Here is a 26,461-nt window from a genome sequence, read left to right as displayed (position 1 = left end):
AAGCCTAGCATTGAAATCGCCGGCCAAAAGCCGATGCCACACCCGGAGCGGCCACTAAAGGCGCAACTGGTTTTCGTAGGCACGAGCGAATTCATCGCCAAACAGCTTCTTGAAATCATCCTCGGCTTCGTGAGCGATGGCCTCATATTCGGTAGTGAATAAATCCCAATATTTCGCTTTCCGATTAGCGGGCCAGAGATTGTCGAGTACGCTTTGTTCAAGACGGGTTTCCAGGTTGTCCGGGTCAAAGCGTTGCAATAAACGGGTCAAAGCGGCCTGGATGCCGGCCACGACCGCCAGTTGGTGGGCTTTGATATCGTCGAAGCCTTCACGAACCGCTTGCACCGGTAACATGTAAGCATCTTTTTGGCCAACCAGCAGCAGCACCATCACTTCTTCCGGGCTTAATGGGGGGCGACCGGGCGGAGTTTTTAACGGGTTGTTATCGATAGGCCCCATGCTGGTGCGGTCCAACTGGAATTCACCCTTGATGTCGCTGCGGGCAAGCAGGATTTCCATCAAGCCTCGCACGGTTTCCCGCAGCATCCCGCCCAGGTTGACCATTATGCGGTGCATCTGCTCTTCGGTCAGCTTCAAGTGTGGCAAACCCGCTCCTTCGCAAAAGGCGCGCAACAAAATGTCCGCACGGGGTGTACTGGGTGCGACGGCAGCGGCCGAAGCCGGCAGGCTGGGCGGGGCTTGCTGCGGGGCTGCAACGGGAAGGGCCGGCGAGGGCTGGCTGGCTGGAGCGATCCTCGGTGGCGGTGATTGCGCTGGAATCGCGGACGGGGCGAGGGGCGGAATCGGTGTCGGGCTGAGCGGCGCAGCGGGCGGCTGACTCCACCAATCTTCGGGAATAAGGGGTTCGGATGTCGGTCTGGCCAGATCGGCCGGCGATTCGTGCGCTATGCCTTGCGCTATGTCTTGCACGCTTTCCGGTGGTATTAAGGGGGAAATGGCCGGTGGCTGGGCGCTGTTTGCGGCAGGCTCAGGCAGACTCAGGCTATCCGATGGCTTTTCAAACACCGAGGCGGGCACCGGGTCTGTCGGTGCGGCTTCGGGCAGCAAAGGGGGTCTGGGATGCTCTTTGCCGAGCTGCGGGCGAGAAATCAGCGAGGGCAGCTCGAAATTGACCCGCTCCGGCGCTGATAAATCCGGTGGCCGTGCAGTCGCGGCAGTACCGGGAACGGCTCTGGCCGAGTACTGAAATCCGCCGCCAACATGTTCTCCAGACAGAAGATCATTAAAAGGCACCGGATCGATAGGCGACGCACGCTCAACCCGGACCGGGGTTGGTTCATCGACTGGCGGAGTCGGCAGGCCGAACAAGTCAGAACCGGGTGGCAGGAGATCGGTGGACGGCCCTTCGGAACCGGTTTCTGAAAAACTGTCAGCCTCGTTTTGGAACGTAGCCGCGATTTCGTACTCGCCCAAGGTGAAACGGTCGCCATCGTTGATGCGGATGGCCTGATTCTTCGGCATCCGCTCGGCGTCGTCGTTGTGAAAAATACCGTTCTGGCTCCGGTCGGTGAGGAAATAGGCTCCCTCTTTATATTCCACGATGCCGTGCAGTTTGGACAGAATGCGTTCCGGGTCTTGCAGCACCCAATCGCTTTGAGCCGCGCGGCCGATGGTAAGCGACCCGCAATCCAGGGTTTTGCTGGCTTCCTGGTCGGGAGAGAGCCGCTGATAGCTAGTGATGGTTAATTTCAGAGGCATGGCCCACGTTCCGTTGGCAGATGAATTGCAACAACTATACCGGGCGGAGTCCGTCGGATTGGTTGCGACCGATTGTAACCGAGTCTGTGGCCAGCCGGGTAATAGCGCTCAGCGCCGCTATACTTGAAATCTTCAGGGTTTGCGAGGAAGGAGGCGACGATGAGTGTGCTGGATGTCGAGGCGCTGTTGAGCGAGATCGCGCCCGATGCGCTATGTGGTGATGATCTTGAATACGATCCTGAGTTCGTGGCGATGGAAAAGCTGGCGCAGGAGACCCCGGAGCGCCAATACGGCGATACCGTCATTCCCGCTGAGCCACCGGACTGGCGGAGTGTTCGGAAAAGTGCCTTGAGTCTACTGGAGCGCACCCGAGATTTGCGGGTGGCGGTCTATTTGGCTAGGGCATCCCTCCACACGGACGGTTTGCCGGGTTTCGCCGACGGCCTCAGCCTGGTACAGGGGTTACTGGAACGCTTTTGGGAGGGCGTTCACCCACGGCTTGATCCCGATGACGGCAACGATCCCATGCTGCGGGTCAATACCATTGTGGCGCTCTGCGATCCGGAAACCACCTTGCGCGGTTTGCGGGAGACGCCGCTGGTCAGCACCCGTGCCTTCGGACGGCTCAATCTGCGGGATATCCAGGTGGCCAGCGGCGCGCTGATCCCCGTGGGGTCTAACGATCAGGAAGGTGAACCGACCCGAGCTGCGGTCGATGGGGCGTTTCAGGAGGCCGATCTTGAAGCGCTGCAAGCCACCGCTGGCACTGTGACAGCGGCCATCGAGCGGACTCAGCGGATCGAAGTCGTTTTAACTGAGCAAGTCGGTGTCAGCCAGGCGCCCGATATGAGCGCTTTGACCGATGTCCTAAAGGAGATGCGGCAGGTATTGGCCGAACATTTGCAACGGCGGGGAGCTGGCCTGGTCAGTGACACTTCTGCCGCTGATGCGACTGAGGAAGGATCGCTGCTGTCCGGTTCAGCAACGTCTGGCGCCCAGCGTTTGGTCGTCGGCGAAATCGGCAGTCGAGAAGATGCAGTACGCATGCTGGATCGAATCGCCGATTATTTTGAGCGGCACGAACCGTCCAGTCCGGTACCGTTTTTGTTGAAACGGGCGAAGAGGTTAGTGGCCAAAGACTTTATGTCGATTCTAAACGACCTTGCGCCTGGCGGCGCCGAGCAGGCCATCCTGATTTTGGGTCTTCAGGATCAGGACAGTAGTAATTAACCGTGGGTCAGCTAGGCTTTCAGAGCCATGGCCAATCATTTTTCCAGCGATTGATGAGGTGATATTCCGATGGCGATGAGCAGTCAGAAATTTATTGCCCGCAACCGGGCACCGCGTGTACAGATCGAGTACGACGTGGAAGTGTACGGTTCCGAGAAAAAGGTCCAGTTACCGTTCGTGATGGGTGTGATGGCGGATTTGTCCGGTAAGCCGGTCGATCCCCTGGCGCCAGTGGCGGATCGGAAGTTTCTGGAAATTGATGTGGACAACTTCGATAGCCGCATGAAAGCGATGAAACCGCGTGCGGCATTTCGGGTTCCTAACACCTTGACCGGTGAAGGGGAACTAAGCGTGGATCTTACCTTTGAGAGCATGGATGATTTTTCCCCGGCGGCGGTCGCGCGCAAGGTCGATGCCTTGAACAAGCTGCTGCAAGCGCGCCAGCAACTGTCTAATCTGATGACCTACATGGACGGTAAGACGGGCGCCGAGGAATTGATGGCTAAGGTTCTCAACGATCCGACCTTGCTGCAATCGCTGGCGGCGGCCCCCAAGCCCCAGAGCAGCGAAAAACCCGCCGAGGAGTAATGAGCCATGGCCGAAACCAGTTCCAGTGATCAGGTTCAGTCCGCAGCGGCGGTCCAAACGCTTGAAACCGGCGACTTTGCCTCGCTTTTACAGCGCGAGTTCAAACCCAAGTCGGACCAGGCCAAGGAAGCGGTCGAGAATGCTGTCCGTACCCTGGCCGAACAAGCCTTGCAAGATACGACACTCATCTCGAAGGACGTGATCAAGTCCATCGAGTCAATGATTGCCGCTCTCGACCGCAAGTTGAGCGAGCAGCTCAACTTGATCATGCATAATCCGGATTTTCAACAGGTTGAGAGCGCTTGGCGTGGGTTGCACCATCTGGTCAACAACACCGAAACCGACGAGATGCTCAAGATTCGGGTGATGAACATCTCCAAAAAGGAATTGCACAAAACCTTGCGGAAGTACAAGGGTACGGCGTGGGATCAAAGCCCGATCTTCAAGAAAATCTACGAAGAAGAATATGGGCAATTCGGTGGCGAACCGTTCGGTTGTCTGGTCGGGGATTACTACTTCGATCATGGGCCAGCCGATGTCGAGCTGCTACAAGGCATGGCCCAGATTGGCGCTGCCGCGCATTGCCCGTTTCTGGCGGCCGCCTCGCCGACGACCATGCAGATGGATTCTTGGCAGGAGCTGAGCAATCCGCGCGATCTAACCAAGATCTTCCAGACACCGGAGTATGCCGCCTGGCGGTCTTTGCGTGAATCCGAGGACTCCCGTTATCTCGGACTGGCGATGCCCCGGTTCCTGGCGCGACGCCCTTATGGAGCGAAATCCGACCCGGTTGAAGAGTTCGATTTCGAAGAGGACGTGGAAGGAGCGGATCACAGCAAGTACACCTGGGCCAATTCGGCCTATGCCATGGCGACCAATATCAATATGGCCTTCAAGATGTATGGTTGGTGTACGCGGATTCGCGGCGTGGAATCCGGCGGGGCGGTGGAAAATCTCCCGACCCATACCTTCCCAACCGATGATGGCGGGGTGGATATGAAGTGTCCGACGGAGATCGCCATTAGCGACCGCCGCGAGGCGGAGCTGGCCAAAAATGGCTTCATGCCGTTGATCCATAAGAAAAACACCGACTTTGCCGCCTTTATCGGCGCCCAGTCGTTGCAAAAGCCGACGGAGTACAATGACCCCGACGCCACCGCCAACGCCAACCTGTCAGCCCGTTTGCCTTATCTGTTTGCGGTGTGTCGCTTTGCCCACTATTTGAAGTGCATGGTGCGGGACAAGATCGGCTCCTTCAAGGAACGTGATGAAATGCAGTCCTGGCTGAACTCGTGGATCAGGAACTATGTGGTCAGCAATCCGGAAGCGGTGGGTGAGGAGACCAAAGCGAAATATCCGCTGTCGGCGGCGGAGGTGGTGGTTTCGGAAGTGGAGGGCAATCCGGGCTATTACACCTCGAAATTCTTCCTACGGCCCCACTACCAGTTGGAAGGCTTGACCGTATCGCTACGGTTGGTTTCCAAGCTGCCTTCCGCCAAGGGCGGCGGTTAACCGATACCGGTTCGCTCGTTCGCGCCAAGACGAGTGAGCCGGTTCAGAGTGGTTTGCATCGGTTCATTTTGGCGTGAAGTGGGTGCTGAAGTGAGGTTAATCGTTGCAAATAAGTCTGGAAAAGGTGATTTCAATAGTGGCACGGATAGTGCAAATGAATACCTCGGAAGATGGTCACATTCAGCGGAAAACCCAAAGCGTGTTGATCCTTCAGCGAATGTGAGATGTTGACCGAATGTTAAGTTGTGACCGAGGGGACATCCGCCGGATGTTCATTAAACAGTGATCTGATTGAGGAGTAGAGCAAAATGGCCGTTGACATTTTCTTAGAGATCAAAGGTATCAAAGGTGAGTCGCGGGACGGTGAGCACAAGGGCAAAATCGATGTTCTGGCCTGGAGTTGGGGTTTGAGCCAGGCGGGTTCTGGCCATGTTGGTGGCGGTTCGGGGTCGGGCAAGGTGAACGTGCAGGATATGTCGCTCACCAAATATGTCGATAAAGCCTCACCGGACATCATGGGCCGCTGCTCAACCGGCAAGCACTATGAGGAAGCCACGCTGATTCTGCGCAAGGCGGGCGATAAGCCCATGACCTATATGACCATTAAGATGACCCAGGTGCTGATCACCTCGTATTCGACCGGTGGTTCGGGTGGCGAGGATCGGCTTACGGAAAACGTCAGCCTGAACTTTGCTAAGGTGGAAGTGAATTACACCGAGCAAAAGCCAGACGGTGGCGAGGGCGAAAAGCCGAAGTTCACCTTCGACATTGCAGAAAACGTCAAGAAGTAAGTTGGTTCAGGGGGATGGGAAAGGCTTTACCGCCTTCCTATCCCTCGCTGGCTTTCTTGGGTTGTAGCCCGCTGTTGGTCCGATGGAGAAACTTTAGCCATGCACGATGCTGCCCAGGCGCGTGAATTGCTGCGTCAAGGTCGCCCGCACGAGGCGTTGCAGTCCCTGCAAGCCGAGATCCGTAAGGCGCCCGCCGATGCCAAACTGCGGGTTTTTTTATTTCAACTACTGGCCGTGCTGGGCCAGTGGGAGCGCGCCCTCAATCAGTTGGGGGTATTGGCGGAGATGGACGCGACCACCCTGCCGATGGTGCGCACCTATCGCGAAGCCATTCAGTGCGAGCGGTTGCGGGCGGAGGTCTTCGCCGGTCGGCGCTCGCCGTTGATTTTCGGCGACCCTGAGCCGTGGGTCGCCTTATTGATTGAAGGACTGAGCTTAGACGCCGCCGGTCATCAGGCCGAGGCGCAAGCGGTGCGCGAACGCGCCTTCGCAGCGGCCATGGAGACCGCCGGGGTGGTTGATGAGCGCCCGTTTGGCTGGATCGCCGACGCCGATCCTCGGCTGGGACCGATGCTGGAAGCTATTGTTAACGGCCGTTATTATTGGATTCCTTTCCAGCGTATTCATATCGTTACGCTCGAACGGCCTGCTGACTTGCGTGATTACGTTTGGGCGCCGGTCCACTTTACTTGGGCCAATGGCGGCGAGACGGTTGGCTTGATCCCGGCGCGTTACCCTGCTTCTGAAAACAGTGCTGATCCGCTGGTGCAACTGGGCCGCAAGACCGAATGGCTAGCTGGTGAAGGTCATGCCCTTGGCCTCGGACAGCGTATGTTGGCGACCGACGTGGATGATTATCCGCTGCTGGATGTGCGCCGCATTGAATTGGTCGTCGATCAAGATCCCACCGACCAAATCGCTCCAGAGGTAGCCAGCGGCGATGGCTGAGCTGACCCCCAAGGAGCGTTTGCAGCCTTCGCTGCTGGATCGGCTGACCGATGATGAGCCTGAGCATCAGCAGGAATCCCGTGATAAGCGGGTACTGTCCACCAATCGGCTGCGAGAGTGTGTCTTGCGCGATCTCGGTTGGCTGTTGAACTCCAGTTGTATGCCCATGAGCGAGGAGATCGAACGCTATCCTTTCGCGGCCCGCTCCGTTGTGAATTTCGGCTTACCCGCTTTGGCGGGAATGATGGTTCACGGTTTGGATGTCGTTATGCTGGAGAAAACTTTGCGCCAGGTGCTGATTGATTTTGAGCCGCGCATCCTGCGCCAGTCCCTGCGCGTCCGTGCGTCTCTCGGGGAAACCATGGGCCGCAATGCGCTCAGCTTCGAGATCGAAGGTGATCTGTGGGCGCAGCCCTTGCCGTTGCAGTTGTATTTGCGCACCGAGATCGACCTGGAAAATGGCCAGGCCAAAATCGAGGAAGCCGGCCAAGCACGGCCGCATTAGCTCGTAAACTCTAGCCACTTCGACCATGAATCCGCGTCTGCTTGACTATTACAACCGCGAACTTCAGCACCTGCGCGAAATGGGCGGTGAGTTCGCTCGTGAATTTCCCAAAATCGCTGGTCGGCTCGGTTTAGAAGGGTTCGAGTGCGCGGACCCCTATGTTGAACGCTTGCTCGAAGGCTTCAGTTTCCTGGCAGCGCGCGTGCAACTTAAAATGGATGATGAGTTTCCGCGCTTTACCCAGCATTTGTTGGAGATTATCTACCCGCACTTTCTAGCGCCAACGCCTTCAATGCTGGTTGCGCAATTCCGCCCAGAGCCGACCGAAGGTTCGCTGGCACAAGGCTTCGTGGTGCCCAGGGGTAACGAGTTGCTTGGCTTGCTGGGTAAGGACGAGCAGACCCCATGTGAGTACCGGACAGCCCACGAGGTGACTCTGTGGCCGCTGGAAGTCACCGAAGCCCAGTATTTCGCCGGCAAGGAGCCGATTGCGCACCTGGATCTGCCGGATTTACCCAAGGTTCGTGCCGGTCTCCGGCTGCGGTTACGCACCACATTGCCGGGCCTGACATTCGACAAGCTGGGTCTGGAGCGTTTGCCAATTTTTCTGCACGGTAGCGACACGGTACCGGCCCGCCTCTACGAGCAACTGCTGGGTAACGCAGTCATGCTGGTAGCGAGACCAGGCCAGCGACCTGCCCCCTGGCACGAACTGATCGGAAAAGAACACCTGCGGCGTTTTGGTTTCGAGGACGAGCAGGCGTTGCTGCCCTGCACGGCGCCCTCGTTTCAGGGCTATCGGTTGTTGCACGAGTATTTTGCCTTTCCGCAGCGCTATCTGTTCGTCGAACTGAACGGCTTGACGCGGGCGACGCGCCGCTGTAGCGAGAACGAATTAGAATTGCTGATCCTGCTGAATCGAGCCGACCCCGCCTTAGAAAATGTGGTGGCGGCGGAGAATTTCGCCCTCTTTTGCACACCGGCCGTCAATCTATTTCCCAAGCGGGCTGATCGCATCCATCTGAGCGATCAGGTGGCGGAGCACCATGTCTTGCCGGATCGCACTCGACCGATGGATTTTGAGGTTTACCAGGTTACCAGCGTGACCGGGATCGGTGCAGAAGGGGAAGAACAGGAGTTTCTGCCGTTCTATGCCAGCTACGACCAAATCAGCCAACGACAGCAGCGAGCCTATTACACGGTTCACCGGTTACCGCGTTTACTATCCGGCCATCAACGGCGGGTTGGGCCGCGCTCTAGCTATGTCGGTAGTGAAATTTATCTGGCTCTGGTGGATGCCGATGAGGCTCCCTATCAAGCCAACTTGCGGCAATTGGCAGTATCGGCGATCTGCACCAATCGTGATTTGCCGCTGCACATGCCCATTGGCCGCGGCGCTACCGATTTTACCCTGGTCTCAGGGGCGCCGATCCGCGCTGTTCGCTGCCTGGCCGGGCCGACCCGGCCGCGCCCGTCTCACGCACACGGCGATACTGCCTGGCGCTTGATCAGCCATTTGGCGCTGAATTATCTCTCGATCACCGACACCGATTCGCAGCAAGGCGCTGTCGCACTGCGGCAACTGTTGGGACTTTATGGAGACATTGCGGAACTGGCCGTGCGCCGACAAATCGATGGGGTGACCTCGGTGCGGGCGACGCCGATTACCCGCCGCGCGCCGATTCCTGGGCCGATTGCGTTCGCCCGTGGTTTGGAGGTCAGCGTGACGCTGGATGAGGCCGCGTTCGAAGGGGTAGGTATCTTTCTGATGGGAGCGGTGTTGGAGCGGTTTTTTACCAAGTATGCCTCCATCAATTCATTGACTGAGACCGTGGTCAGATCGACCGAACGGGGTGAGATCATCCGATGGCCGGCTCAGAGCGGACGCAGGCATACGCTGTAGCCTTATTTGAAGCGCTGCGGCGCAAGCCGTATGCCTTTCATTTATTTCAGGCGCTGCGGCGCTTGGAATGCCTCTATCGTGAGCAACCCCGGTTGGGGAAGGCAACGCGCCTGACTGATGACCCGGTACGCCTGGCCCAGGAACCCTCCATGGCGTTTGCGCCGGCGACGTTGGCGGCGTTTGATCCAGGGGGCGATGGCCGACCCCCGCGCTTGTTCGAGTATTTTCTGGGGCTGTTTGGCCCGAACGGGCCGCTGCCGCTGCATTTGACTGAATACGCCCGCGAGCGGTCCCGCCATCACGGCGACCGCACCTTCGCTTGGTTTGCCGATCTTTTCCATCACCGAATGGTCGGTTTGTTTTATCGGGCCTGGGCCGATGCTCAGCCGACGGTGAGCTATGATCGACCGGAAACCGACCGGTTCAACGCCTATGTCGGGGCGCCGTTCGGCTTGGGGATGCCGGCGCTGTGGGAGCGTGATGAGGCGCCGGACCTGGCCAAGTTCCATTATGCGGGTCGGCTGGTGTGTCAGACCCGTAATCCCGAAGGGTTGGCGGCGATCCTGGGTGATTTTTTCAAGTTGCCGGTCCAGGTTGAAAGTTTTGTCGGCCACTGGCTGACCCTGGATGAATCCAGCCGCTGTCGCCTCGGTGAAACGCCTGCCACGGGGCTGCTCGGCCTGACGGCGGTCATCGGCGAGCGGGTTTGGGATTGCCAGTACAAGTTTCGCATTGTGGTTGGCCCGATGGGGCTTGCCGAGTTTCAGCGGTTTTTGCCCGGCAGTACTAGCTTGCGTCGGTTGGTTGCCTGGGTTCGCAACTACATCGGTGATGAGTTGCTGTGGGATGTGAATTTAATCCTCAAAAAGGAAGAGGTGCCGCCGCTGAGGCTGGGTGCTGGCTCGCAGTTGGGTTGGACCACTTGGCTCACCGGTCAACCCCTGGCCTGTGACGCCGACGATCTAAAATTAGATGCCATCACGTATTGCATCTGACTCTCTTCATTAACGAACGCCTCGCCACCGGAGTCTGTACCCATGGCCGAAATCAGCCGCGTCGCTCTATTTGGAAAATTAAACAGCGTCGGTTACAAAGCGATTGAAAGCGCCACCGTATTTTGCAAGTTGCGGGGCAATCCTTACGTCGAATTGGTGCATTGGTTCCATCAAATCCTGCAACTTCAAGATTCCGATTTGCACCGAATTATCCAGCATTTCGACCTGAATCCGAGCCGGGTCGCTAAGGATTTCACTGAAGCGCTGGACCGTTTGCCGCGTGGTGCAACGTCGATTTCCGATTTGTCTTCGCACGTCGATGCCGCCGTTAAAGAGGCATGGGTCTACGCCACCTTGTTATTTAACGATTCGCAAGTGCGTACCGGCCATCTGATGATCGGCTTGCTGAAAACGCCTGATCTGCGTAACGCGCTGCTCGCGATCTCCCGCGAGTTCGACAAGGTCAAGCTCGATACCCTCACCGAGCAGTTTGCTGCCATCGTAGCGGCGTCCCCGGAAGCTGGTTTGCGGGCGACCGACGGTTCGCAAGTCGGTGGCGGGGCGGCCCCTGGCGAAGCCAGCGACGCAATAGCACCGGCCCAGATGGGCAAACAAGAGGCGCTCCAGCGCTTTTCGGTGGATTTGACCGAACGGGCGCGCAAGGGTGAACTTGATCCCATCGTCGGCCGCGATGAGGAAATTCGCCAGATTGTCGATATTTTGATGCGCCGCCGCCAGAACAACCCGATCCTGACCGGTGAGGCCGGGGTCGGCAAGACGGCGGTGGTGGAAGGTTTCGCCCAGCGCATCGCCTCTGGCGATGTGCCGCCGCCTCTACAGGATGTGACGCTGCGGGTGTTGGATGTCGGCTTGTTGCAAGCCGGCGCCAGTATGAAAGGCGAATTCGAAAATCGGCTGCGGCAGGTGATCGATGAAGTGCAATCTTCCCCCAAGCCCATCATCTTATTTATCGACGAAGCCCATACGCTGGTCGGTGCCGGTGGTGCGGCCGGGACGGGCGATGCGGCCAACTTGCTCAAGCCAGCTTTAGCACGCGGCAAGCTGCGCACTATCGCCGCCACCACCTGGGCCGAATACAAGAAACATATCGAAAAAGATCCCGCCTTGACCCGTCGGTTTCAGGTCGTTCAGGTCGGTGAGCCGAGCGAAGAGAAAACCTTGCTGATGATGCGCGGCATGGCCTCGACCATGGAACAGCACCATCGGGTGCAGGTGCTTGATGAAGCATTGGAGGCAGCGGTTCGGCTGTCGCATCGCTATATTCCAGCCCGCCAATTGCCGGATAAGGCGGTGAGCCTGCTCGATACCGCCAGCGCCCGCGTGGCGATCAGTCTGCACGCAGTACCGGCTGAAGTAGAAGATTGTCGGCGGCGGATCGACGGTTTCAAAACGGAACTGGAGATCATTGGTCGTGAAACAGCCGTGGGGATCGACACTGCTCAGCGCACCGCCGCCGCCACGGAAAAATTGCAGACTGAGGAAATGAGGCTGGTGGCATTGGAGGCACGCTGGCAGGAAGAGAAGGGGCTGGTCGATCAGATTTTGGAGTTGCGTGCCAAATTGCGCGGTGTTGGCGGTACGGTTGAGACTGCGACTGCGACCGAAGTAGATCCCCAGCGAGCGGTTTGGCTGGAGGAGTTAAAGGGCTTGCAGGTTAAGCTGAACGAGTTGCAGGGAGAGTCACCACTGATTCTGCCCAGTGTGGATGCGCAGGCGGTTGCCGCCGTGGTCGCCGATTGGACCGGCATCCCGGTTGGGCGGATGGTGAAGAACGAAATCGAAACGGTGTTGAATCTGGCCAACATCCTCAATCGCCGTATCATCGGCCAGCGCCACGCCTTGGAAATGATCGCCCGCCGCATTCAGACGTCGCGCGCCGCGCTGGACAATCCCAATAAACCCATTGGGGTGTTCATGTTGGCCGGGCCGTCCGGGGTGGGCAAGACTGAAACCGCGCTGACTTTGGCAGAGGCTCTGTATGGCGGTGAGCAGAACGTCATCACCATTAATATGAGTGAGTTTCAGGAAGCGCATACCGTCTCCACCTTGAAAGGCGCACCGCCGGGTTATGTCGGGTACGGCGAGGGTGGGGTGTTGACCGAAGCGGTGCGCCGTCGGCCTTATAGTGTGGTGTTGCTGGATGAGGTGGAGAAAGCCCATCACGATGTGCATGAAATCTTCTTCCAGGTCTTTGATAAAGGCTGGATGGAAGACGGGGAAGGGCGCTTTATCGATTTCAAGAATACCCTGATTCTGTTAACTACCAATGTCGGTACCGATCTGATTGCCGGGATGTGCAAAGACCCGGAATTGCTACCCGATCCTGAAGGTTTAAGCAAAGCACTGCGAGAACCGTTGCTCAAGGTGTTCCCGCCCGCTCTATTGGGACGTTTGGTGACGATTCCCTATTATCCGCTCAGCGATGAAATGATCGGCGATATCGTCCGGCTGCAATTGGGTCGAATCGAGAAACGCATCAAGCAAAATCACAAAATCCCGTTCAGCTATGACGATGAGGTGGTGAAGTTGATCGTCAGCCGCTGTACTGAATTGGAGAGCGGCGGACGAATGGTCGATGCCATTCTGACCAATACCATGTTGCCGGCGATCAGCCAGGAATTCCTGAGCCGGATGGTCGAGGGCAAGACCATTGAGCGGGTACATGTGGCGGTACGAGAAGGCGAGTTTGGATATGATTTTTAATGCCATCCGCGCCTTGACTCTTGATTGAATTGAGTCAATGAGTCAATGAGTCAATAGGCTTAGAGCTTTACAGGTGTAAGAGTGGTAGTGCTATGAAAAAAGTGGTTCTTTTCAGCCTGCTCATTCTGTTATCGCTCATATCCTTTTACGTGAAGGGAGAGACTCCCCCACAGACACAAAATCTTTTTTTTCAGTCACTAACCTTGTTACCAGGGAGCTTGCTGAAACTCGATCTACCAGTGCCCATTACAGATAGAGAAGGTCATATAGGGATATTGGTAACGGCTGATGGAAAAATCACTTCACGATTTATTCATCAGCCGACCAAGAGGAGTCCTTCTAATGATAGAGATAATACGATTTTAAAGGTCGTTCTCTATACAGACAAGGGGCGCACTTTGCCCATGAAGCCAAAAGTACCAGACCCCAATGATATTTCAGATAAGGCTGTTTTTTTGTCTGGGATGCGTTTAAAAAAAAATGAATCTATTAATAAAATAGGTCTGGTAGCTAATAAGCAGATCACGCTATTAAAAATAGAGTGGTTTGAACACTTTGCTAAGTGACTTTAACTATCGTGATGTGGAGAAGCTGCTATGTCGATTACCAAAGAACCTACAATCAAGGCACCCTGGCCTCCAGTACGTACCAATGATACCCTTTATCGATACCCTCAACCTTATCAAGTAGGTTCTGATAAGAGCGAAAACTTTTTCACCATTGCCAAGAAACATGGAATGGGCGCTTCGGATCTGGTTTATTATAATTTTCTAACTAAAGATCCTAAAGAAATCAACTGGTATCTGGCAAATTATGTAGCTTGTCCAGCACCTAAAGCTGGTGAAAAATACTATGGTTTTTATGGGGCGACTTACAATCCAGCAAAAAATACCGGGGTAATCTTTATTCCAAAATTTGGTGAGCCAAGACGGAGTTATTTGAATAGACTCGGAGAAAAAATAGTGGATAATTATAATTTATCCACTAAAAAAAGACCCGGTGGTCTCTGTTATGAGGCTTGTTATGCACGGGTCAAAGAGGCAGCGAAACAGGTCGGCAGCCCTGTACCCGCTTTCGATAATAAAAGTGAATTTAGTCGCTTATGGGGTTCGCTGATTGCTCCTCAGAAAAGTTGGTTGACTTTTCCAGAGGAGTATCGGGGTAAAGGGGCACCCGGTGCAATGGCATCGGTTGGTTTGGGTTATTTGGTGGATTCTCAAGGTATATGGTCAGGGCGCTTAATACCGGGTGCGGTTATCCAGACTTGGCACGCTTTTGGTGATTTTGATCGGGTCAAGGAGGGTAAGTCAGTCACAGATGGCAGCTATGGTCATTCCTTTGTTTTTCTGAATTATGTTTATTCTGGATCAGCGATCTCTGGAATCGATATTGCTGACCAAGGCTATCAGGGGACTGATGAGAAAAATCGACCGCTAACGCAGGGTGATTACGGCTATTGGGTTGGCGCTAATCTAGGATTTGATTTTGGCTTCTAATATTTATTGGCTACCTACCAAATGCCTAACCCTCACTTTATCTTAGCGACATGAAATCGATCTATTTTTGGCAAGGGCGCTACGCCGGCTTTATTGTGAACGAATGGCTATTCGCGGCAGACGGTCGCTATCTCGGCTGGGTGGACTCGCGGCAGCAGGTTTGGAAGGCAGATGGTTATTTTTTAGGGGAGATCGTCGAACAGCATTATGTCCTGCGCCGAAGCAATGGGGTGGCGCCGGTGCGGCAAACGCCGCGTGTGCCCCCCGTACCCGCAGAGCCACCCAGTCCGCCAGCGGCGCGTACCAACCGGTTGCCCCGCCCCGGGTGGATTGATCCGCTAGAGGACTTATTGCGGCTACCGAATCAGGAAGAACTGATCGGAATTTGGCAACAGGATCATCAGCAGGTCGAGCTAAACGCAGATGGGGAGTTTGTCTGGACGGTTTCGCCGACCCAGAACATCACTGGCCGCTGGGAATTACGCGGGCCATTGCTATTTCTGCGGCGCTGGCAAAGCGAGGGAGCGCTGGAAGCCGTACCCGGCTACCGTATCATCGAATTCAATGGTGACGAGGTGCTCTTGCGTTGGTTGGCACCCGATCAACGCACGCTGCCGTTTTGGCTGCGTCGCGTCGGGCGCAATTCTGATGCCTTTTGATACTGCATCGTTTGCCACAAATCAGGCAGGCCAGGCGCAGTTTTTTCTTGCGATCTGACCAGCCAGCGGCGTAGGCTGGCTTCACGAAGGGCAAGTATCGCCCAGCCGACACCGCCTATGCCCAGTCGTGCTCTTTCCAGGCACATGCTCTCAAATCAAATCTTAGCTAACTGACCTAATCGGCTGGATTCTTGTCGGCGGCAACGCTATCTTGACAACCTCTACGCGCCGAGCGGTTTGATGGCCGCGCCAAGCGCTTTCCTTGGGGCTTCCTATTCCAGGAGATGGTTTTCGATGGCCGAATTCGACGATATACGGCAACTGATCGGCGAGTTGTTGCATTTGGGCGACCAGGTGAAAAAATGGCATCCCGATACGGCGCTGGTGGGCAGTATTCCAGAATTCGACTCGATGGCGGTGGTCGCCCTCATCCAGGCGCTTGAGGAACGGTTCGGCATTCAAATTAGCGATGATGAAATCAGCGCTGAAACATTTGAAACCATCGGGCGGGTCTACGAGCTGGTGCTCAGTAAGACAGGTGGCCCGGAACATCAAAAGTCGCCTGTTGGCTTCGGTCAGTCTTCCCAGCAAGAGGGTCAGAGATTGACGACGGCGAGTCTAATCTGTCCGTACTGTGGGAGCGACCACCTGATTAAATACGGCGTGACCCCCAACGGCAAACAACGCTATCGGTGCGGGAGATGTGGGCGACAGCACCGCGAGCATCGCAACGCTGCTTTCTCTGCGGCGGTCGAACACGAAGCCATCAAGTCGCTTGACCTGCCTTGATGGCCTTGCATTAGGGAATGGGGCGCGGAATACTGCGCCCCACTATCAGTGAAAAGACGATTCCGGCCGCTGTTTTAGGCGGCTGCTGGTTTCGACTCTTCCTCGGCGATCACGGGATCTGGGGTGTCTTTAACCGCAACGGGGGTCGTCGCTGCTGGAACAACCTCCACAACAGCTACGGCTTCTTCAGGTGCAATCTCTTCTTCCGCGCTTGCTGCGACAGACTCAGGTTGTGGCAACAGTTCCGGCTTCAAGACGATCCCGCTCAGCGGTGGCACGGTGACGCAGATGGAATAAGGATTGTCCATCCAGGGCCGTTCCTCGGCAATCAATTCAACATCTCCGTTACCGACACCGCTGCCGCCGTAATAGTGTGAATCGGAATTGAGCACTTCGGTATAACGGCCTTCGCGTGGTACCCCGATCCGATAACCGTGGCGCGGTACCGGTGTGAAATTGACGATGACGACCAAAAAGTCATCATCTTGCTTGCGAATGTAGCTGATGATCGATTGTTCGGCGTCGTGGCAATCGATCCACTGAAATCCCTGCCATTCGAATTCGAAGTGATACAACGCCGGACTATTGCAATAGAGCCGATTCAGATCTTTGACCAGCAATTGCATCCCTTGGTGGAAGCTGTATTCCAGAACGTACCAGTCGAGAGAGGATGCTTCATTCCATTCAGTCCCTTGGCCAAATTCCGTTCCCATGAACAGGAGTTTTTTGCCCGGATGCGTGAACATGTAGGTGTACAGCAGCCGCAAATTGGCAAAACGCTGCCATTCGTCGCCCGGCATCTTGTACAGCATCGACCCCTTACCGTGTACCACCTCATCGTGTGAGAACGGCAGCATGAAATTTTCAGTAAAGCAATAAAGCATACTGAAGGTCAGCAGGTCATGATGGTATTTGCGATGGATCGGATTCTGGGCTATGTAGCGTAGTGTGTCGTTCATCCAGCCCATGTTCCATTTTAAGCTGAAGCCCAGACCGCCAAGATAGGTGGGCCGGGTTACCTGTGGCCAGGAGGTCGATTCCTCGGCGATGACCATGGCGCCGTGGTGTTCGCTGTGGACGACGGTGTTCAGCTCGCGCAGGAAGTCGATGGCTTCCAGATTCTCGCGTCCGCCATATTGGTTGGGCACCCATTCCTTGCGCGAGTAATCGAGATACAGCATTGAAGCGACGGCATCCACCCGCAGGCCGTCGATGTGAAATTCCTCAAGCCAATATAGGGCGCTCGACAGCAGGAAGTTTTTCACTTCATAGCGGCCGTAATTGAAGATTAAGGTGCCCCAGTCGAGGTGTTCGCCCTTGCGCGAATCGGCGTGCTCGTAGAGAGGCTCGCCGTCGAACCGGGCTAACCCGTGAGCGTCCTTGGGAAAGTGGGCCGGTACCCAGTCCAGGATTACACCGATGTCCTGTTGATGGCAGTAATCCATGAAATAACGGAAATCGTCCGGTGTGCCAAAGCGGCTGGTTGGGGCGTAATAGCCGATGGTCTGATAGCCCCAAGACCCGTCGAATGGATGCTCGGTGATGGGCAGCAGCTCAATATGCGTAAAACCCATGTCCTTCACATAGTCCACGAGCTGGTGGGCGAGTTCTCGGTAATTGATGAATTCGCCTTCCCAGCCGCGGCGCCAGGAGCCAAGATGCACTTCGTAAACCGAAAGCGGTTGATGGAGCCAGTCGAAATTCTTCCGTTTCTCCAGCCATTCGCTATCGCCCCAGACGTAAGTATCGGCTTTGGGGACGATGGTCGAGGTACTGGGCCGCATTTCAAAATGCTGGCCGTAGGGGTCCGCTTTTAAGAACACGACACCGCTGTTGCGGTTACGCAATTCGAACTTGTAAAGATCGCCGGCGCAAAGACTGGGGATGAACAGCTCCCAGATGCCGCTGGCACCGCGACCGCGCATCGGATGACAGCGCCCATCCCAGCGATTGAAGTTGCCGACCACACTGACCCGTTCGGCATTGGGCGCCCAGACTCCAAACAGGACGCCGGAGACGCCATCGGCTACATGTGGGTGCGCGCCTAGAAAGCGGTAAGCATGCCAATGTTTGCCTTCGCCAAATAAATACAAGTCGAAATCGGCGATTTGTGGTGGGAAGCAATAGGGATCGTGTGCCGTAGACTCGTTACCGTTGGAATCCCGCCAGCGCAGTTGGTAGCGTTCGGGCACTTGGCTGGGTTTGCCATGCCACTCGAACAGATCAGTGTTTGGGATGCGCTCCAGCGGTTGATTGGCCTCAACGAGAACAACCTCTTCGGCGTAGGGAAAATGTGCTCGAACAACAACTTTTTTGTCTTGGGGGTGGCGGCCCAGCAAGGCGAAGGGATCGTGGTGTCGGGCTTCGATCAGACGTTGTAGTTCGGGATTGAGTTGCGGGCTCGTCACGTTGTTCATCCTGGTTATGTTAACAGTGGAAGTCGTGCCCGACGGCAGCTACTGCCCCAGATCGCAAATAGCCCGTTTTCAAGCTGTCACCGGCTTTGAGCAGTGCTGTTGCCGGTCAGTGGCGAACGTCTGGAGCCAGACGTCAAGCGGCGTGCGTGCTGCTAACCATTATACGCGAATCACTCCAAGGATAGGTTCCTATCATAAGGATAGTTTTTTATAAGGGAATTGGGGGCGAACGCTTGGATTAAAAAGACGACGGCGTGAGTAGGGTGGGGCGGCGATCACCGACATCGGCCCGAATTCAAGGATGGTTAGCGGACCCCATCGCTTGGGGCCTGCGGGTTTGCCGATGATTTATCAGATGGTGGTTTGAGGAAAGTCGAGCGAGTTTCATCGCGCCCATCTCCCCGTAGGACTGGAGTCTGTTAAGATGATAGCCGTATTCTCCGTGGTGATTAAAAACAACTCGTCTACAATAGCTACAAGGGACGATTCATGAACTCTCGTAAACTGCTTACATCCGCGTTGATTTTAGGGTTAGGTGTGTTGGTAGGCTGTTCCGGAGAACAGCCGGACAAGCTGGTAAGCTTCCAGAAAGATGTGCTTCCTGTTCTGAAGGCGAGCTGCGCGGAGTGCCATACGCCACCCAATGGAGAAGGCTATCAAAAGACTGGTCTATCGGTAGCCACCTATGACGATGTAATGAAAGGGACCAAGCTGGGTAAGGTCATCATCCCCGGCCAAAGCCTCAACAGTAGCCTCAATCGGTTGATCGAAGGGCGTCCTGGTGTGGACCCATCGATTCAGATGCCGCACGGCAAGGTGAAGTTGCCGGAGGCGCAACTGATTGTTCTGCGCAAATGGGTTGACCAAGGCGCCAAGAACAACTAAGCCGGTTCTCTTTCGTTTCCCGCCTTTGCCCGCCTCTCCCTGAGCAAGAGGCGGGCGACCATCGGCTGATCCAAGCAGCCCATCATTCTGAGGGCGCCTTCGTACTCTGCCCATTTCTTTGCTGAACGCCCGGCTAAAGTCATGTTATCCCGATGCTGATGCTTGTTAGGGGACGCTAATGGTCAGTTCCAGACAGAGCGCGCTGGCGGGCGCTGATTTCAATACATGGCTGGATACGTTACAGATCCCATGGTCGGCCGCGCAAATCGAGCTGGTCAGAAATGCCTATGTCCTAAGCGGTGAACCGGATTTGGCGGTCGCTGATTTGTTGGCCGATTTGGGCATGGCTTACGAAGTGATCGCTGCTGCCCTATTGCACGCCCCAGTCGCCAGCGGGCAAATCAAGCTGGAGCGGATCAAAACGGATTTTGGCCTTTCAGTCGCGGTTTTGGTGGATGGGATCATCAAGCTTGATGCCGTTGGCGAATTACACCAGAGCCACCAGCACATCGGCGCCCAGTTGGAAAGACTGCGCAAGATGTTGCTAGCCATGGCACAGGATGTACGGGTTGTCCTGATCAAGCTGGCGATGCGGTTACATACCTTGCGTCAACTTGGGCAAGCATCTGAAGACAGACGGCGACGCCTTGCGCGGGAAACGCTGGATATTTTCACCCCCTTGGCTAACCGATTGGGTATCGGTCGGATCAAGTGGGAGATGGAAGATCTGGCGCTGCGCTATCTGGACCCGGTGGTTTATAAACAGATCGCCGTTGCACTTGACGAGCGTCGCGCTGACCGAGAACGCTACATCGCCCGAGTGATGGAAGACTTGCGGGAGCAATTGCAACGGGCTGGTATCGGCGCCGAAGTCAGTGGTCGAGTCAAGCACATCTATAGCATCTGGCGGAAGATGCAGCGCAAAAGGCTCTCGTTCGAGCAAATTTTTGACGTGCGCGCTGTGCGGGTGTTGGTAGAGACAGTGAACGATTGCTACGCCGCGCTGGGCGTGGTGCATACGCACTGGAGCCATATTCACCAAGAGTTCGACGATTATATCGCCCATCCCAAGCCAAACGGCTATCAGTCGCTCCATACGGCAGTCATCGGTCCTGAAGGACGACCGTTGGAAGTGCAGATCCGCACGCGCGCCATGCATCAGAACGCCGAATTGGGTGTCGCCGCCCATTGGCACTACAAGGAAGGGGGCCAAGAGCCTAGCCAAGCGGCTGAACAGCAGATCGCCTGGTTGCGGCAGATGTTGGAATATCGTGACGAAGACGGCGACGATGGTGACGGCGGTGATTTGTTGGAGCGGTTGAAGGCCGAGGCATTTCAGGATCGGGTCTATGCGATTACCCCCAAAGGCGCCATCGTCGATCTTCCGCAAGGCGCCACACCGCTTGATTTCGCCTACCACATTCATACCGATATCGGCCATCGCTGTCGAGGCGCCAAGATCGATGGACGGATTGTGCCGCTCAGTTATGAACTGAAAAACGGCCAGCAAGTTGAAGTGCTGACTGCGAAGAGTGGCGGTCCCAGCCGAGACTGGCTCAGCCCACATTTAGGCTATATCAAAACCGGCCGGGCCAGAGCGAAAATCCGGCAATGGTTTTTACAGCAGGATCAAGAAAAAAATATTGCCGCTGGTCGAACGATCCTGGATCGGGAGTTCCAGCGGCTCGGTATCAAACATCTCAAGTTTGAAGAAGTCGCTGAGTGCTTGGGCTTTCTCAGAGTAGACGATTTGTGCGCGGCCATCGGCCATGGCACCTTGACCGCCGCTCAGGTCGTGACCCGGATTCAAGATCTTTTGCCCGCGCCGCCTGCGGCGGCGGCGGAAGAGGTACTAGCGGAAGAGATCATATCGATTGTGCGCAAAGGCAATATGGCCGGGCCGGGCAAGGATGATGTGCGCATTCGTGGAGTTGGCCGGCTGCTGACCCAAGCCGCGCGCTGCTGCCGGCCAGCCCCGTTCGAGCTAATCGCTGGCTACATCACCCAAGGGCGCGGGGTGACTATCCACCGCCAGGATTGCACCAATTTTCTGGGATTGGCTAACCGCCATCACGAGCGAGTCATTCAAGTCGAGTGGGGTAGCACACCGGCGACGTATCCCGTCGATATCATGGTGGTGGCGCGGGATCGTGCGGGCTTATTGCGCGATATCGCCTCGATTTTGGCTAACGATCAAGTCAATGTCCTGGCAGCGGCAACCCAGACTCGAAAAGAAACCGCCATCGCCCACATGGGCCTGACGTTGGAAATTACCGATGTCGTCCAACTGAGCCGGGTACTGAATAAGATCGGCCAATTGGCCAATGTGGTGGCAGCGTACCGCAAGCGTTGAGGTGAGCTAAGGGATATTGGCCAACAACACGCGGGTTTCCCGCAGGAGTGGATTGCGCCGCAACAGCAAGGTCAGTCGCGTGCCACCGCTTTGCCGCCACAGGGTCGCTGCCCGAACACCGGCCAACAACAATGCGCGAATCCGGTTGGCGTTTTCGGGATTGTTCAAGTGAACCTGGACGCCATTGACCATGATGCGCGGTGATAGGGTGCTGATATTTTTCAAATAAATATCAGCAAAGCGGGCGATGGTGTTGCTGTGATTGATCGGAAAATGGGGTAGATTCTGTACGATCTCCTCCAGACTGATGCCAATCGCTTTTAAAAGATCGGTGCGCTGCGAGAGTTTTCGCTCAAGACCCAGCAGCGCGATGGCATATCGAGTTAACTCCATATCGCTGGGGTTGCCGAGTTGTTTTTCCAGTAACTGTAAGCCGGAGCGTAGCTGGCGGATATCGCCGTAAATCTCGATGCTGCTGGCGGCATCGATCTTGAGCAAACTGTTCAGGCAAGTATCGACCTCTTCCGGGTTGGCCTGGCCTCGGCGAGCGATGCTACGTACCAGGTCGGCAGCTTGTAAGGTTCCAGCAAGGGCAATGGCGCGGTCATGGTCAGTCTGAGGCATGGGATAGATGCGTTGCGGTTGGATCAATCGTAGGCAGCGTCGATGATGCCACCGCCCAGGCATTCATCTTTCAAATAAAAGACGATGGCCTGACCGGGGGCAATAGCACGTTGCGGCTCATCGAAGCGTACTGTGGCGCCTGCCCTATCCAATGTTTCCAGGATACAGGGCTGATCGGCTTGCCGGTAGCGGATCTTCGCTTGGCAGCGCAGTGGGAGATCGGGTGGAGAACCGGCGATCCAGTGCAATTTTGCAGCTTGCAGGCAGCGGTGCATGAGGGCCGGATGATCATGGCCTTGAGCGACGATCAGCGTATTGTTGGCCAGATCCTTGCCGGCAACATACCAGGGTTCGCCGCTGCCGGTACGCCGGCCGCCGATGCCAAGTCCCTGCCGCTGGCCGATGGTATGGAACATCAGACCGGTGTGTTCGCCGAGCAGTTCGCCGTCGGTTGAGCGAATCGGGCCGGGCCGGGCGGGCAGATAACGCTGCAAGAATTCCCCAAATCGGCGTTCGCCGATAAAGCAAATCCCCGTACTGTCTTTTTTAGCATGGGTGACTAAACCAGCGGCGGCGGCTCGCTCTCGGACTTGCTCTTTACAGAGATCACCAACTGGAAAGAGCGCACTGGCCAGTTGAGCCTGATCAAGCCCATACAGAAAATAGCTCTGGTCCTTACCGGTATCCCGTCCTTTGAGGAGGCGCCAATGTCCCCCTACCTGCACAGTTTGCGCGTAATGGCCCGTGGCGATCCGATCCGCACCCATGCGCCGCGCATGTTCCAAGAACACCTTAAATTTGATTTCAGTGTTGCATAGGGTATCTGGATTCGGTGTACGACCGGCGCGGTACTCGTCGAGGAAATAGCGAAATACCCGTTGTTGGTATTCGGCGGTGAAATTCACTTGATGCAAGGGGATAGCAAGGGTTTCACAGATTAATCGGGCATCTTCCAAGTCATCGGCGGCGGAGCAATAGCCAGCTTCATAACTGTCCTCCCAATTCTTCATGAACACCCCATGCACATCAAATCCCTGCTCAACCAACAGCAGCGCAGCGACTGAAGAATCGACGCCGCCGGACAAACCGACGATGATTCGTGTGAGAGGCATCAGAAAGAGAAGCTCGGTACGTCGATGGTATGAGATTCAGGCGTGCAGTTACCTATAATAGCAGACACTTTTTGGATCGGGTTTGCAGGCGTGGAGTTGCCAATTTAGTGACCCTTAATGCGCCAATAATCCATAGAGAAATGGGGTTCATCACAATAAACTCTGGTTTGAAAGCTGCCTCTTCCGAGGAATCATCTGGCATGGGAGAGGACTAACCTCTGCCGTGCGGTTTCGCCTGGTCACGGGTGCGGATTACCGCATGGCCCATAAACAATTAGGCCGCCCTAGAGCAGGCGGCCCCTGTGAGGACTAAACCGAATAACTTACTTTGGCAGGCTTTCCTGGACCAGTTTGTCAAATTCGGTCTTAAACCGCGCCATCAAATCGGCTAATGCTTTAGTGTCACCCAAGAATTTCTGGTGCAAATTGCCAATTGATTGGGCCTGATCTGTGAGAAACGCTTGTAAACTAATCGGATCATTGATATCGGCGGCCGCTTTCATGCGACTCATCGCCAAATCGATGTAGGACTGTAAGGAATTCATCTGGAAATTGACTAAAGCTTCCAGGTTGGCCGCCGATAACTTATTGGCTTTGAGGACCGGGTTCAGGAAGTTTTGATATTGCTCGGTAATTTTGCTAGAGGCATCGTTCGCCATGCTGAATCTCCACAAAAACTATGTCGGTTAATGAGTTGACGGTCTCTATCGACCTTACCCATTAAGCTTAACGAATTTTTTGCTGCATTGCAATATAAACCCTTTTCGTTGTCGTGATGCAAAATAGTTTTTGAGGTGAGCCGCTTGGCGATTCTATGGCGGGTAGTCGATAATGCCGGCCCTTTCGACTTCCAAATTGCTCTCACATGTGGTTTAAAAATCTAACGTTATTTCGCACTGTTGAGCCGTTCTCCTCCTTGGGGGAAGCTTTGGCGGCGCGACTGGCACAAGACGTTTTTCAGCCTTGTCCGAGTTTCCAGCCGAGCGTCATTGGCTGGGTTCCGCCTCTGGGTCGCAAAGCGGTCGATCTGGTTCATGCCGTGGCGGGAAGGTCTTTGGTGTGCTTGCAGGCAGAAGAGAAAGTGTTGCCGGCTGGTGTGGTCAATCAGATGGTGGCCGAGCGGATCGCGGCTATCGAAGACCGAGAGCGGCGGTCAGTGCGCCGCAGAGAGCGGCAGGAATTGCGTGACCAGCTTCTCCAGGCATTAATGCCGACTGCTTTGGTCGCCGCGCGCCGCAGCTATGCTTATCTAGATCCGGCGGCAGGGTGGTTAGTGGTCGATAGCGCCAGCCCCCATCGAGTAGAGGAAATCACCGGCTTATTGCGTAAGGCATTGGCTGGTTTAGCCATCGCCCCGCCGAAAGTGAAGCAGTCTGTGACAGCCGCCATGACAGGTTGGTTGGCTGAGGGCCGGCCACCGGCGGGATTTGAGTTTGCTGATAGTTGCGAACTGCGAGAACCGGGCGAGGCAGGGGGCGTAGTCCGTTGTCGGGGTCAGGATTTGACTGGCGACGAGATACATAGCCATCTGGTCGCGGGCAAGCAAGTGGCTCAGTTGGGTTTGCGCTGGCGCGAACGGATTGAATTTGTTCTGGATGAAGCACTGGTGGTTCGTCGATTAAAATTTCTCGATGTGGTTCACGAATCCCTGGGCGAGAGTGCCACGGATTCGCCGGAAGCGATTTTTGACGCTGAATATGCGCTGATGACCGGTGAATTGACGCTGTTGTTACCGGATCTGTTGGCGTTGTTTGGTGGAGAGGCATAGCAGGTTGTCGGAGAGGCATTGTGATGATGGCAAATAGGCCGGGCGTCCATCTGCTAACGAGTCAAAAAAAGGTGTTATTGCTTGCGGTGCCGAGGCTATCTTTCACAATCGATCCGGGTCTTTTGGCAAGGCTTGGCAGTTTCTAGAGGCAGGCTATGAATGATTGGCAACTGACTGGGTTCTTCGTGTTAGCGGGTGTGGTGGGTTTGGTTTTGTTGGCCCTTTGGCTCGTGAAGCGTTTTAGCCAGGGCCGGTCGAATGAACAGTTGCAGTCGTTGGAAAAGACGCCGAAGCGGCTGACAGAGCGCGCAAATGCTCAAGGTAACCGGGTCGCGGAACGGGCGGCGGAACGGGCGGCGGAACGGGCGGCGGAACGGGCAGCAGCCGAAGCCGCCGCCGCTGAACGAGCGCTGATGGAGAAAGCGGCCTTAGAACAAACCATCGCCGAGTGGGCAGCGGCGGAGCAGGCTGAAAATGATCGGGCACAAGTGCGGCGAACCACCGAGGAACGTCGGGAAACCGACCAGTTAGAGGCACGGATGCGCGCCGTGGAGGATGCTATCTCCGAATGGCTCGACGCGGAACGGGATGGCAGTCACGTCGTCGCTATCGCGGCGCCAGATAGTGTTCCGACCAAAAAACATACCCGCGCCCAAGCAATCCATGAACAAGTGCGCCTGACGATGGAGAAAGTCGAGAAAGAAATGGCGGATCTCGATTTTATTAAGAATCGGATTGAAGCCGGGGTTGATTTCCTGCCGCTTGAATTCAAACTCACCATCGACCAATGGAAGCAAGGGCAAATCTTACGTCACAACACGTTTGACGATCTCAAGCTGAAATTTCGCTATAAAGCGTATTCGATTGAGGATGGGTACGAACTTTTATATCGCTATACCGATTGGTTGGCACAACAGCGCCAGAAGCTGCGGCTGTTTATTCGGCTGCTCGGTACCGAACCCGATCACACCGAAAGCATCCAGGCAAGCATCGAGCGGGCCGAGCACCGCGAGCGGCAAAAATATTTGGAAATGGATGTCGAAGTGATTTTTGCTTTGCGCGATATCCGTTCCATCTTGGAAAAACTGATCGAAATGGAAACGATCCTGAAACAATTGGAAGAAGTGTGCCGCAAGCGTTCGGAACAGATCATCGCACCGTCTTGGGAGTCAAAGGGATCTCTTTAATCTGTTGCCAGCCCCGATCCTGCTCGCTATGACAAAGCGAACCGCTGCGCGCGTAACCGCTGTGCCAGGGTGTAGCCCGCTGTAGCACGCTAGGACCGGTGGCGTTACACGGGTGAACACGGGCGCCACAATCGTACAAGTTGTGCTGATACAGCTATACTTCCTGCGGGTGACAGGATCAATGGCGTACCTATCATGACCTCTGTGACCGGTTGGAGCAGAAGCCTTGCTTTCTTTGGCCCGGCTCACTGTTTAG

General features: G+C 55.6%; 21 protein-coding genes and 1 pseudogene. 17 read left to right on the top strand and 5 right to left on the bottom strand.

Annotated elements, in window-relative coordinates; genetic code table 11:
- Positions 1–54: 54 nt before the first annotated feature.
- Positions 55–1,719: a type VI secretion system-associated FHA domain protein TagH gene (gene tagH / locus BN873_RS09155; RefSeq protein ID WP_048673115.1), complete on the bottom strand. Its 1,665-nt coding sequence runs from the start codon at positions 1,717–1,719 to the stop codon at positions 55–57.
- Positions 1,720–1,878: 159 nt separating this feature from the next.
- Between tagH and tssA the strand changes: the two genes are divergently transcribed.
- From tssA to BN873_RS21325, 13 genes and pseudogenes are all read left to right on the top strand, one after another.
- Positions 1,879–2,949, top strand: a complete 1,071-nt coding sequence (gene tssA / locus BN873_RS09150) for a type VI secretion system protein TssA (protein ID WP_048673113.1) — start codon at positions 1,879–1,881, stop codon at positions 2,947–2,949.
- Between the two features lie 69 nt (positions 2,950–3,018).
- Positions 3,019–3,537: a type VI secretion system contractile sheath small subunit gene (tssB, locus tag BN873_RS09145; protein WP_048673111.1), complete on the top strand. Its 519-nt coding sequence runs from the start codon at positions 3,019–3,021 to the stop codon at positions 3,535–3,537.
- A gap of 6 nt (positions 3,538–3,543) precedes the next feature.
- Positions 3,544–5,049 carry a type VI secretion system contractile sheath large subunit gene (gene tssC / locus BN873_RS09140; RefSeq protein ID WP_048673109.1) on the top strand — a complete coding sequence of 502 codons (1,506 nt, stop codon included), beginning with the start codon at positions 3,544–3,546 and terminating at the stop codon, positions 5,047–5,049.
- Positions 5,050–5,357: 308 nt separating this feature from the next.
- Positions 5,358–5,840, top strand: coding sequence for an Hcp family type VI secretion system effector (locus tag BN873_RS09135; protein ID WP_048673107.1), 483 nt, complete (start codon positions 5,358–5,360; stop codon positions 5,838–5,840).
- A 99-nt stretch (positions 5,841–5,939) separates the two neighbouring features.
- On the top strand, positions 5,940–6,788 hold the full coding sequence (locus tag BN873_RS09130) for a type VI secretion system accessory protein TagJ (protein ID WP_048673105.1): 849 nt from the start codon (positions 5,940–5,942) through the stop codon (positions 6,786–6,788).
- On the top strand, positions 6,781–7,293 hold the full coding sequence (gene tssE / locus BN873_RS09125; RefSeq protein WP_048673102.1) for a type VI secretion system baseplate subunit TssE: 513 nt from the start codon (positions 6,781–6,783) through the stop codon (positions 7,291–7,293). Before BN873_RS09130 ends, tssE begins: the two co-directional genes overlap by 8 nt.
- A 25-nt stretch (positions 7,294–7,318) precedes the next feature.
- Positions 7,319–9,196, top strand: a complete 1,878-nt coding sequence (tssF, locus tag BN873_RS09120; protein ID WP_048673100.1) for a type VI secretion system baseplate subunit TssF — start codon at positions 7,319–7,321, stop codon at positions 9,194–9,196.
- Positions 9,160–10,191: a type VI secretion system baseplate subunit TssG gene (gene tssG / locus BN873_RS09115; RefSeq protein WP_053085285.1), complete on the top strand. Its 1,032-nt coding sequence runs from the start codon at positions 9,160–9,162 to the stop codon at positions 10,189–10,191. The genes tssF and tssG overlap by 37 nt, the downstream gene beginning before the upstream one ends.
- 42 nt (positions 10,192–10,233) lie before the next feature.
- Positions 10,234–12,915, top strand: coding sequence for a type VI secretion system ATPase TssH (gene tssH, locus BN873_RS09110; RefSeq protein WP_048673098.1), 2,682 nt, complete (start codon positions 10,234–10,236; stop codon positions 12,913–12,915).
- A gap of 92 nt (positions 12,916–13,007) precedes the next feature.
- Positions 13,008–13,481 carry a hypothetical protein gene (locus BN873_RS09105; protein WP_048673095.1) on the top strand — a complete coding sequence of 158 codons (474 nt, stop codon included), beginning with the start codon at positions 13,008–13,010 and terminating at the stop codon, positions 13,479–13,481.
- A 30-nt stretch (positions 13,482–13,511) separates the two neighbouring features.
- Positions 13,512–14,411: a hypothetical protein gene (locus BN873_RS09100; protein ID WP_048673092.1), complete on the top strand. Its 900-nt coding sequence runs from the start codon at positions 13,512–13,514 to the stop codon at positions 14,409–14,411.
- 47 nt (positions 14,412–14,458) lie between these two features.
- Positions 14,459–15,070: pseudogene (locus BN873_RS09095) on the top strand (4-fold beta flower protein); the annotation flags it as partial.
- A gap of 294 nt (positions 15,071–15,364) precedes the next feature.
- Positions 15,365–15,859, top strand: a complete 495-nt coding sequence (locus BN873_RS21325) for an acyl carrier protein (protein WP_071244099.1) — start codon at positions 15,365–15,367, stop codon at positions 15,857–15,859.
- A 74-nt stretch (positions 15,860–15,933) separates the two neighbouring features.
- Here the strand turns inward: BN873_RS21325 and glgB are convergent, their stop codons facing one another.
- Complete coding sequence (gene glgB, locus BN873_RS09085; protein WP_082161191.1) at positions 15,934–18,276, bottom strand: 1,4-alpha-glucan branching protein GlgB; 2,343 nt, start codon at positions 18,274–18,276, stop codon at positions 15,934–15,936.
- Positions 18,277–18,765: 489 nt separating this feature from the next.
- Here glgB and BN873_RS09080 point away from each other — a divergent pair, with 489 nt between their 5' ends.
- Entirely contained in the window at positions 18,766–19,161 is a 396-nt protein-coding gene (locus BN873_RS09080) for a c-type cytochrome domain-containing protein (RefSeq protein WP_071244095.1), read from the top strand.
- 178 nt (positions 19,162–19,339) lie between these two features.
- A complete protein-coding gene (gene relA, locus BN873_RS09075) occupies positions 19,340–21,514 on the top strand; it encodes a GTP diphosphokinase (protein WP_053085284.1) in 2,175 nt (724 codons plus the stop codon).
- A gap of 6 nt (positions 21,515–21,520) precedes the next feature.
- Here relA and hflD read toward each other — a convergent pair whose 3' ends face one another.
- From hflD to BN873_RS09060, 3 genes are all read right to left on the bottom strand, one after another.
- On the bottom strand, positions 21,521–22,138 hold the full coding sequence (gene hflD, locus BN873_RS09070) for a high frequency lysogenization protein HflD (protein WP_071244105.1): 618 nt from the start codon (positions 22,136–22,138) through the stop codon (positions 21,521–21,523).
- Positions 22,139–22,161: 23 nt separating this feature from the next.
- Positions 22,162–23,250 (bottom strand): tRNA 2-thiouridine(34) synthase MnmA, encoded by a 1,089-nt coding sequence (mnmA, locus tag BN873_RS09065; protein WP_048673084.1) that lies wholly within the window; start codon positions 23,248–23,250, stop codon positions 22,162–22,164.
- Positions 23,251–23,573: 323 nt separating this feature from the next.
- Positions 23,574–23,909, bottom strand: a complete 336-nt coding sequence (locus BN873_RS09060) for a phasin family protein (RefSeq protein WP_048673082.1) — start codon at positions 23,907–23,909, stop codon at positions 23,574–23,576.
- 206 nt (positions 23,910–24,115) lie between these two features.
- Between BN873_RS09060 and BN873_RS09055 the strand changes: the two genes are divergently transcribed.
- Both BN873_RS09055 and BN873_RS09050 read left to right on the top strand, forming a co-directional pair.
- Positions 24,116–25,018: a recombination-associated protein RdgC gene (locus BN873_RS09055; protein ID WP_048673080.1), complete on the top strand. Its 903-nt coding sequence runs from the start codon at positions 24,116–24,118 to the stop codon at positions 25,016–25,018.
- Positions 25,019–25,173: 155 nt separating this feature from the next.
- Positions 25,174–26,205 carry a hypothetical protein gene (locus tag BN873_RS09050; protein ID WP_048673078.1) on the top strand — a complete coding sequence of 344 codons (1,032 nt, stop codon included), beginning with the start codon at positions 25,174–25,176 and terminating at the stop codon, positions 26,203–26,205.
- Positions 26,206–26,461 lie beyond the last annotated feature (256 nt).

This window comes from Candidatus Competibacter denitrificans Run_A_D11 (assembly GCF_001051235.1).
Taxonomy (GTDB): Bacteria; Pseudomonadota; Gammaproteobacteria; order Competibacterales; family Competibacteraceae; genus Competibacter_A; species Competibacter_A denitrificans.
The sequence above is the reverse complement of the archived record's forward strand: the minus strand, read 5'-3'. Positions and strand labels throughout refer to the sequence as shown.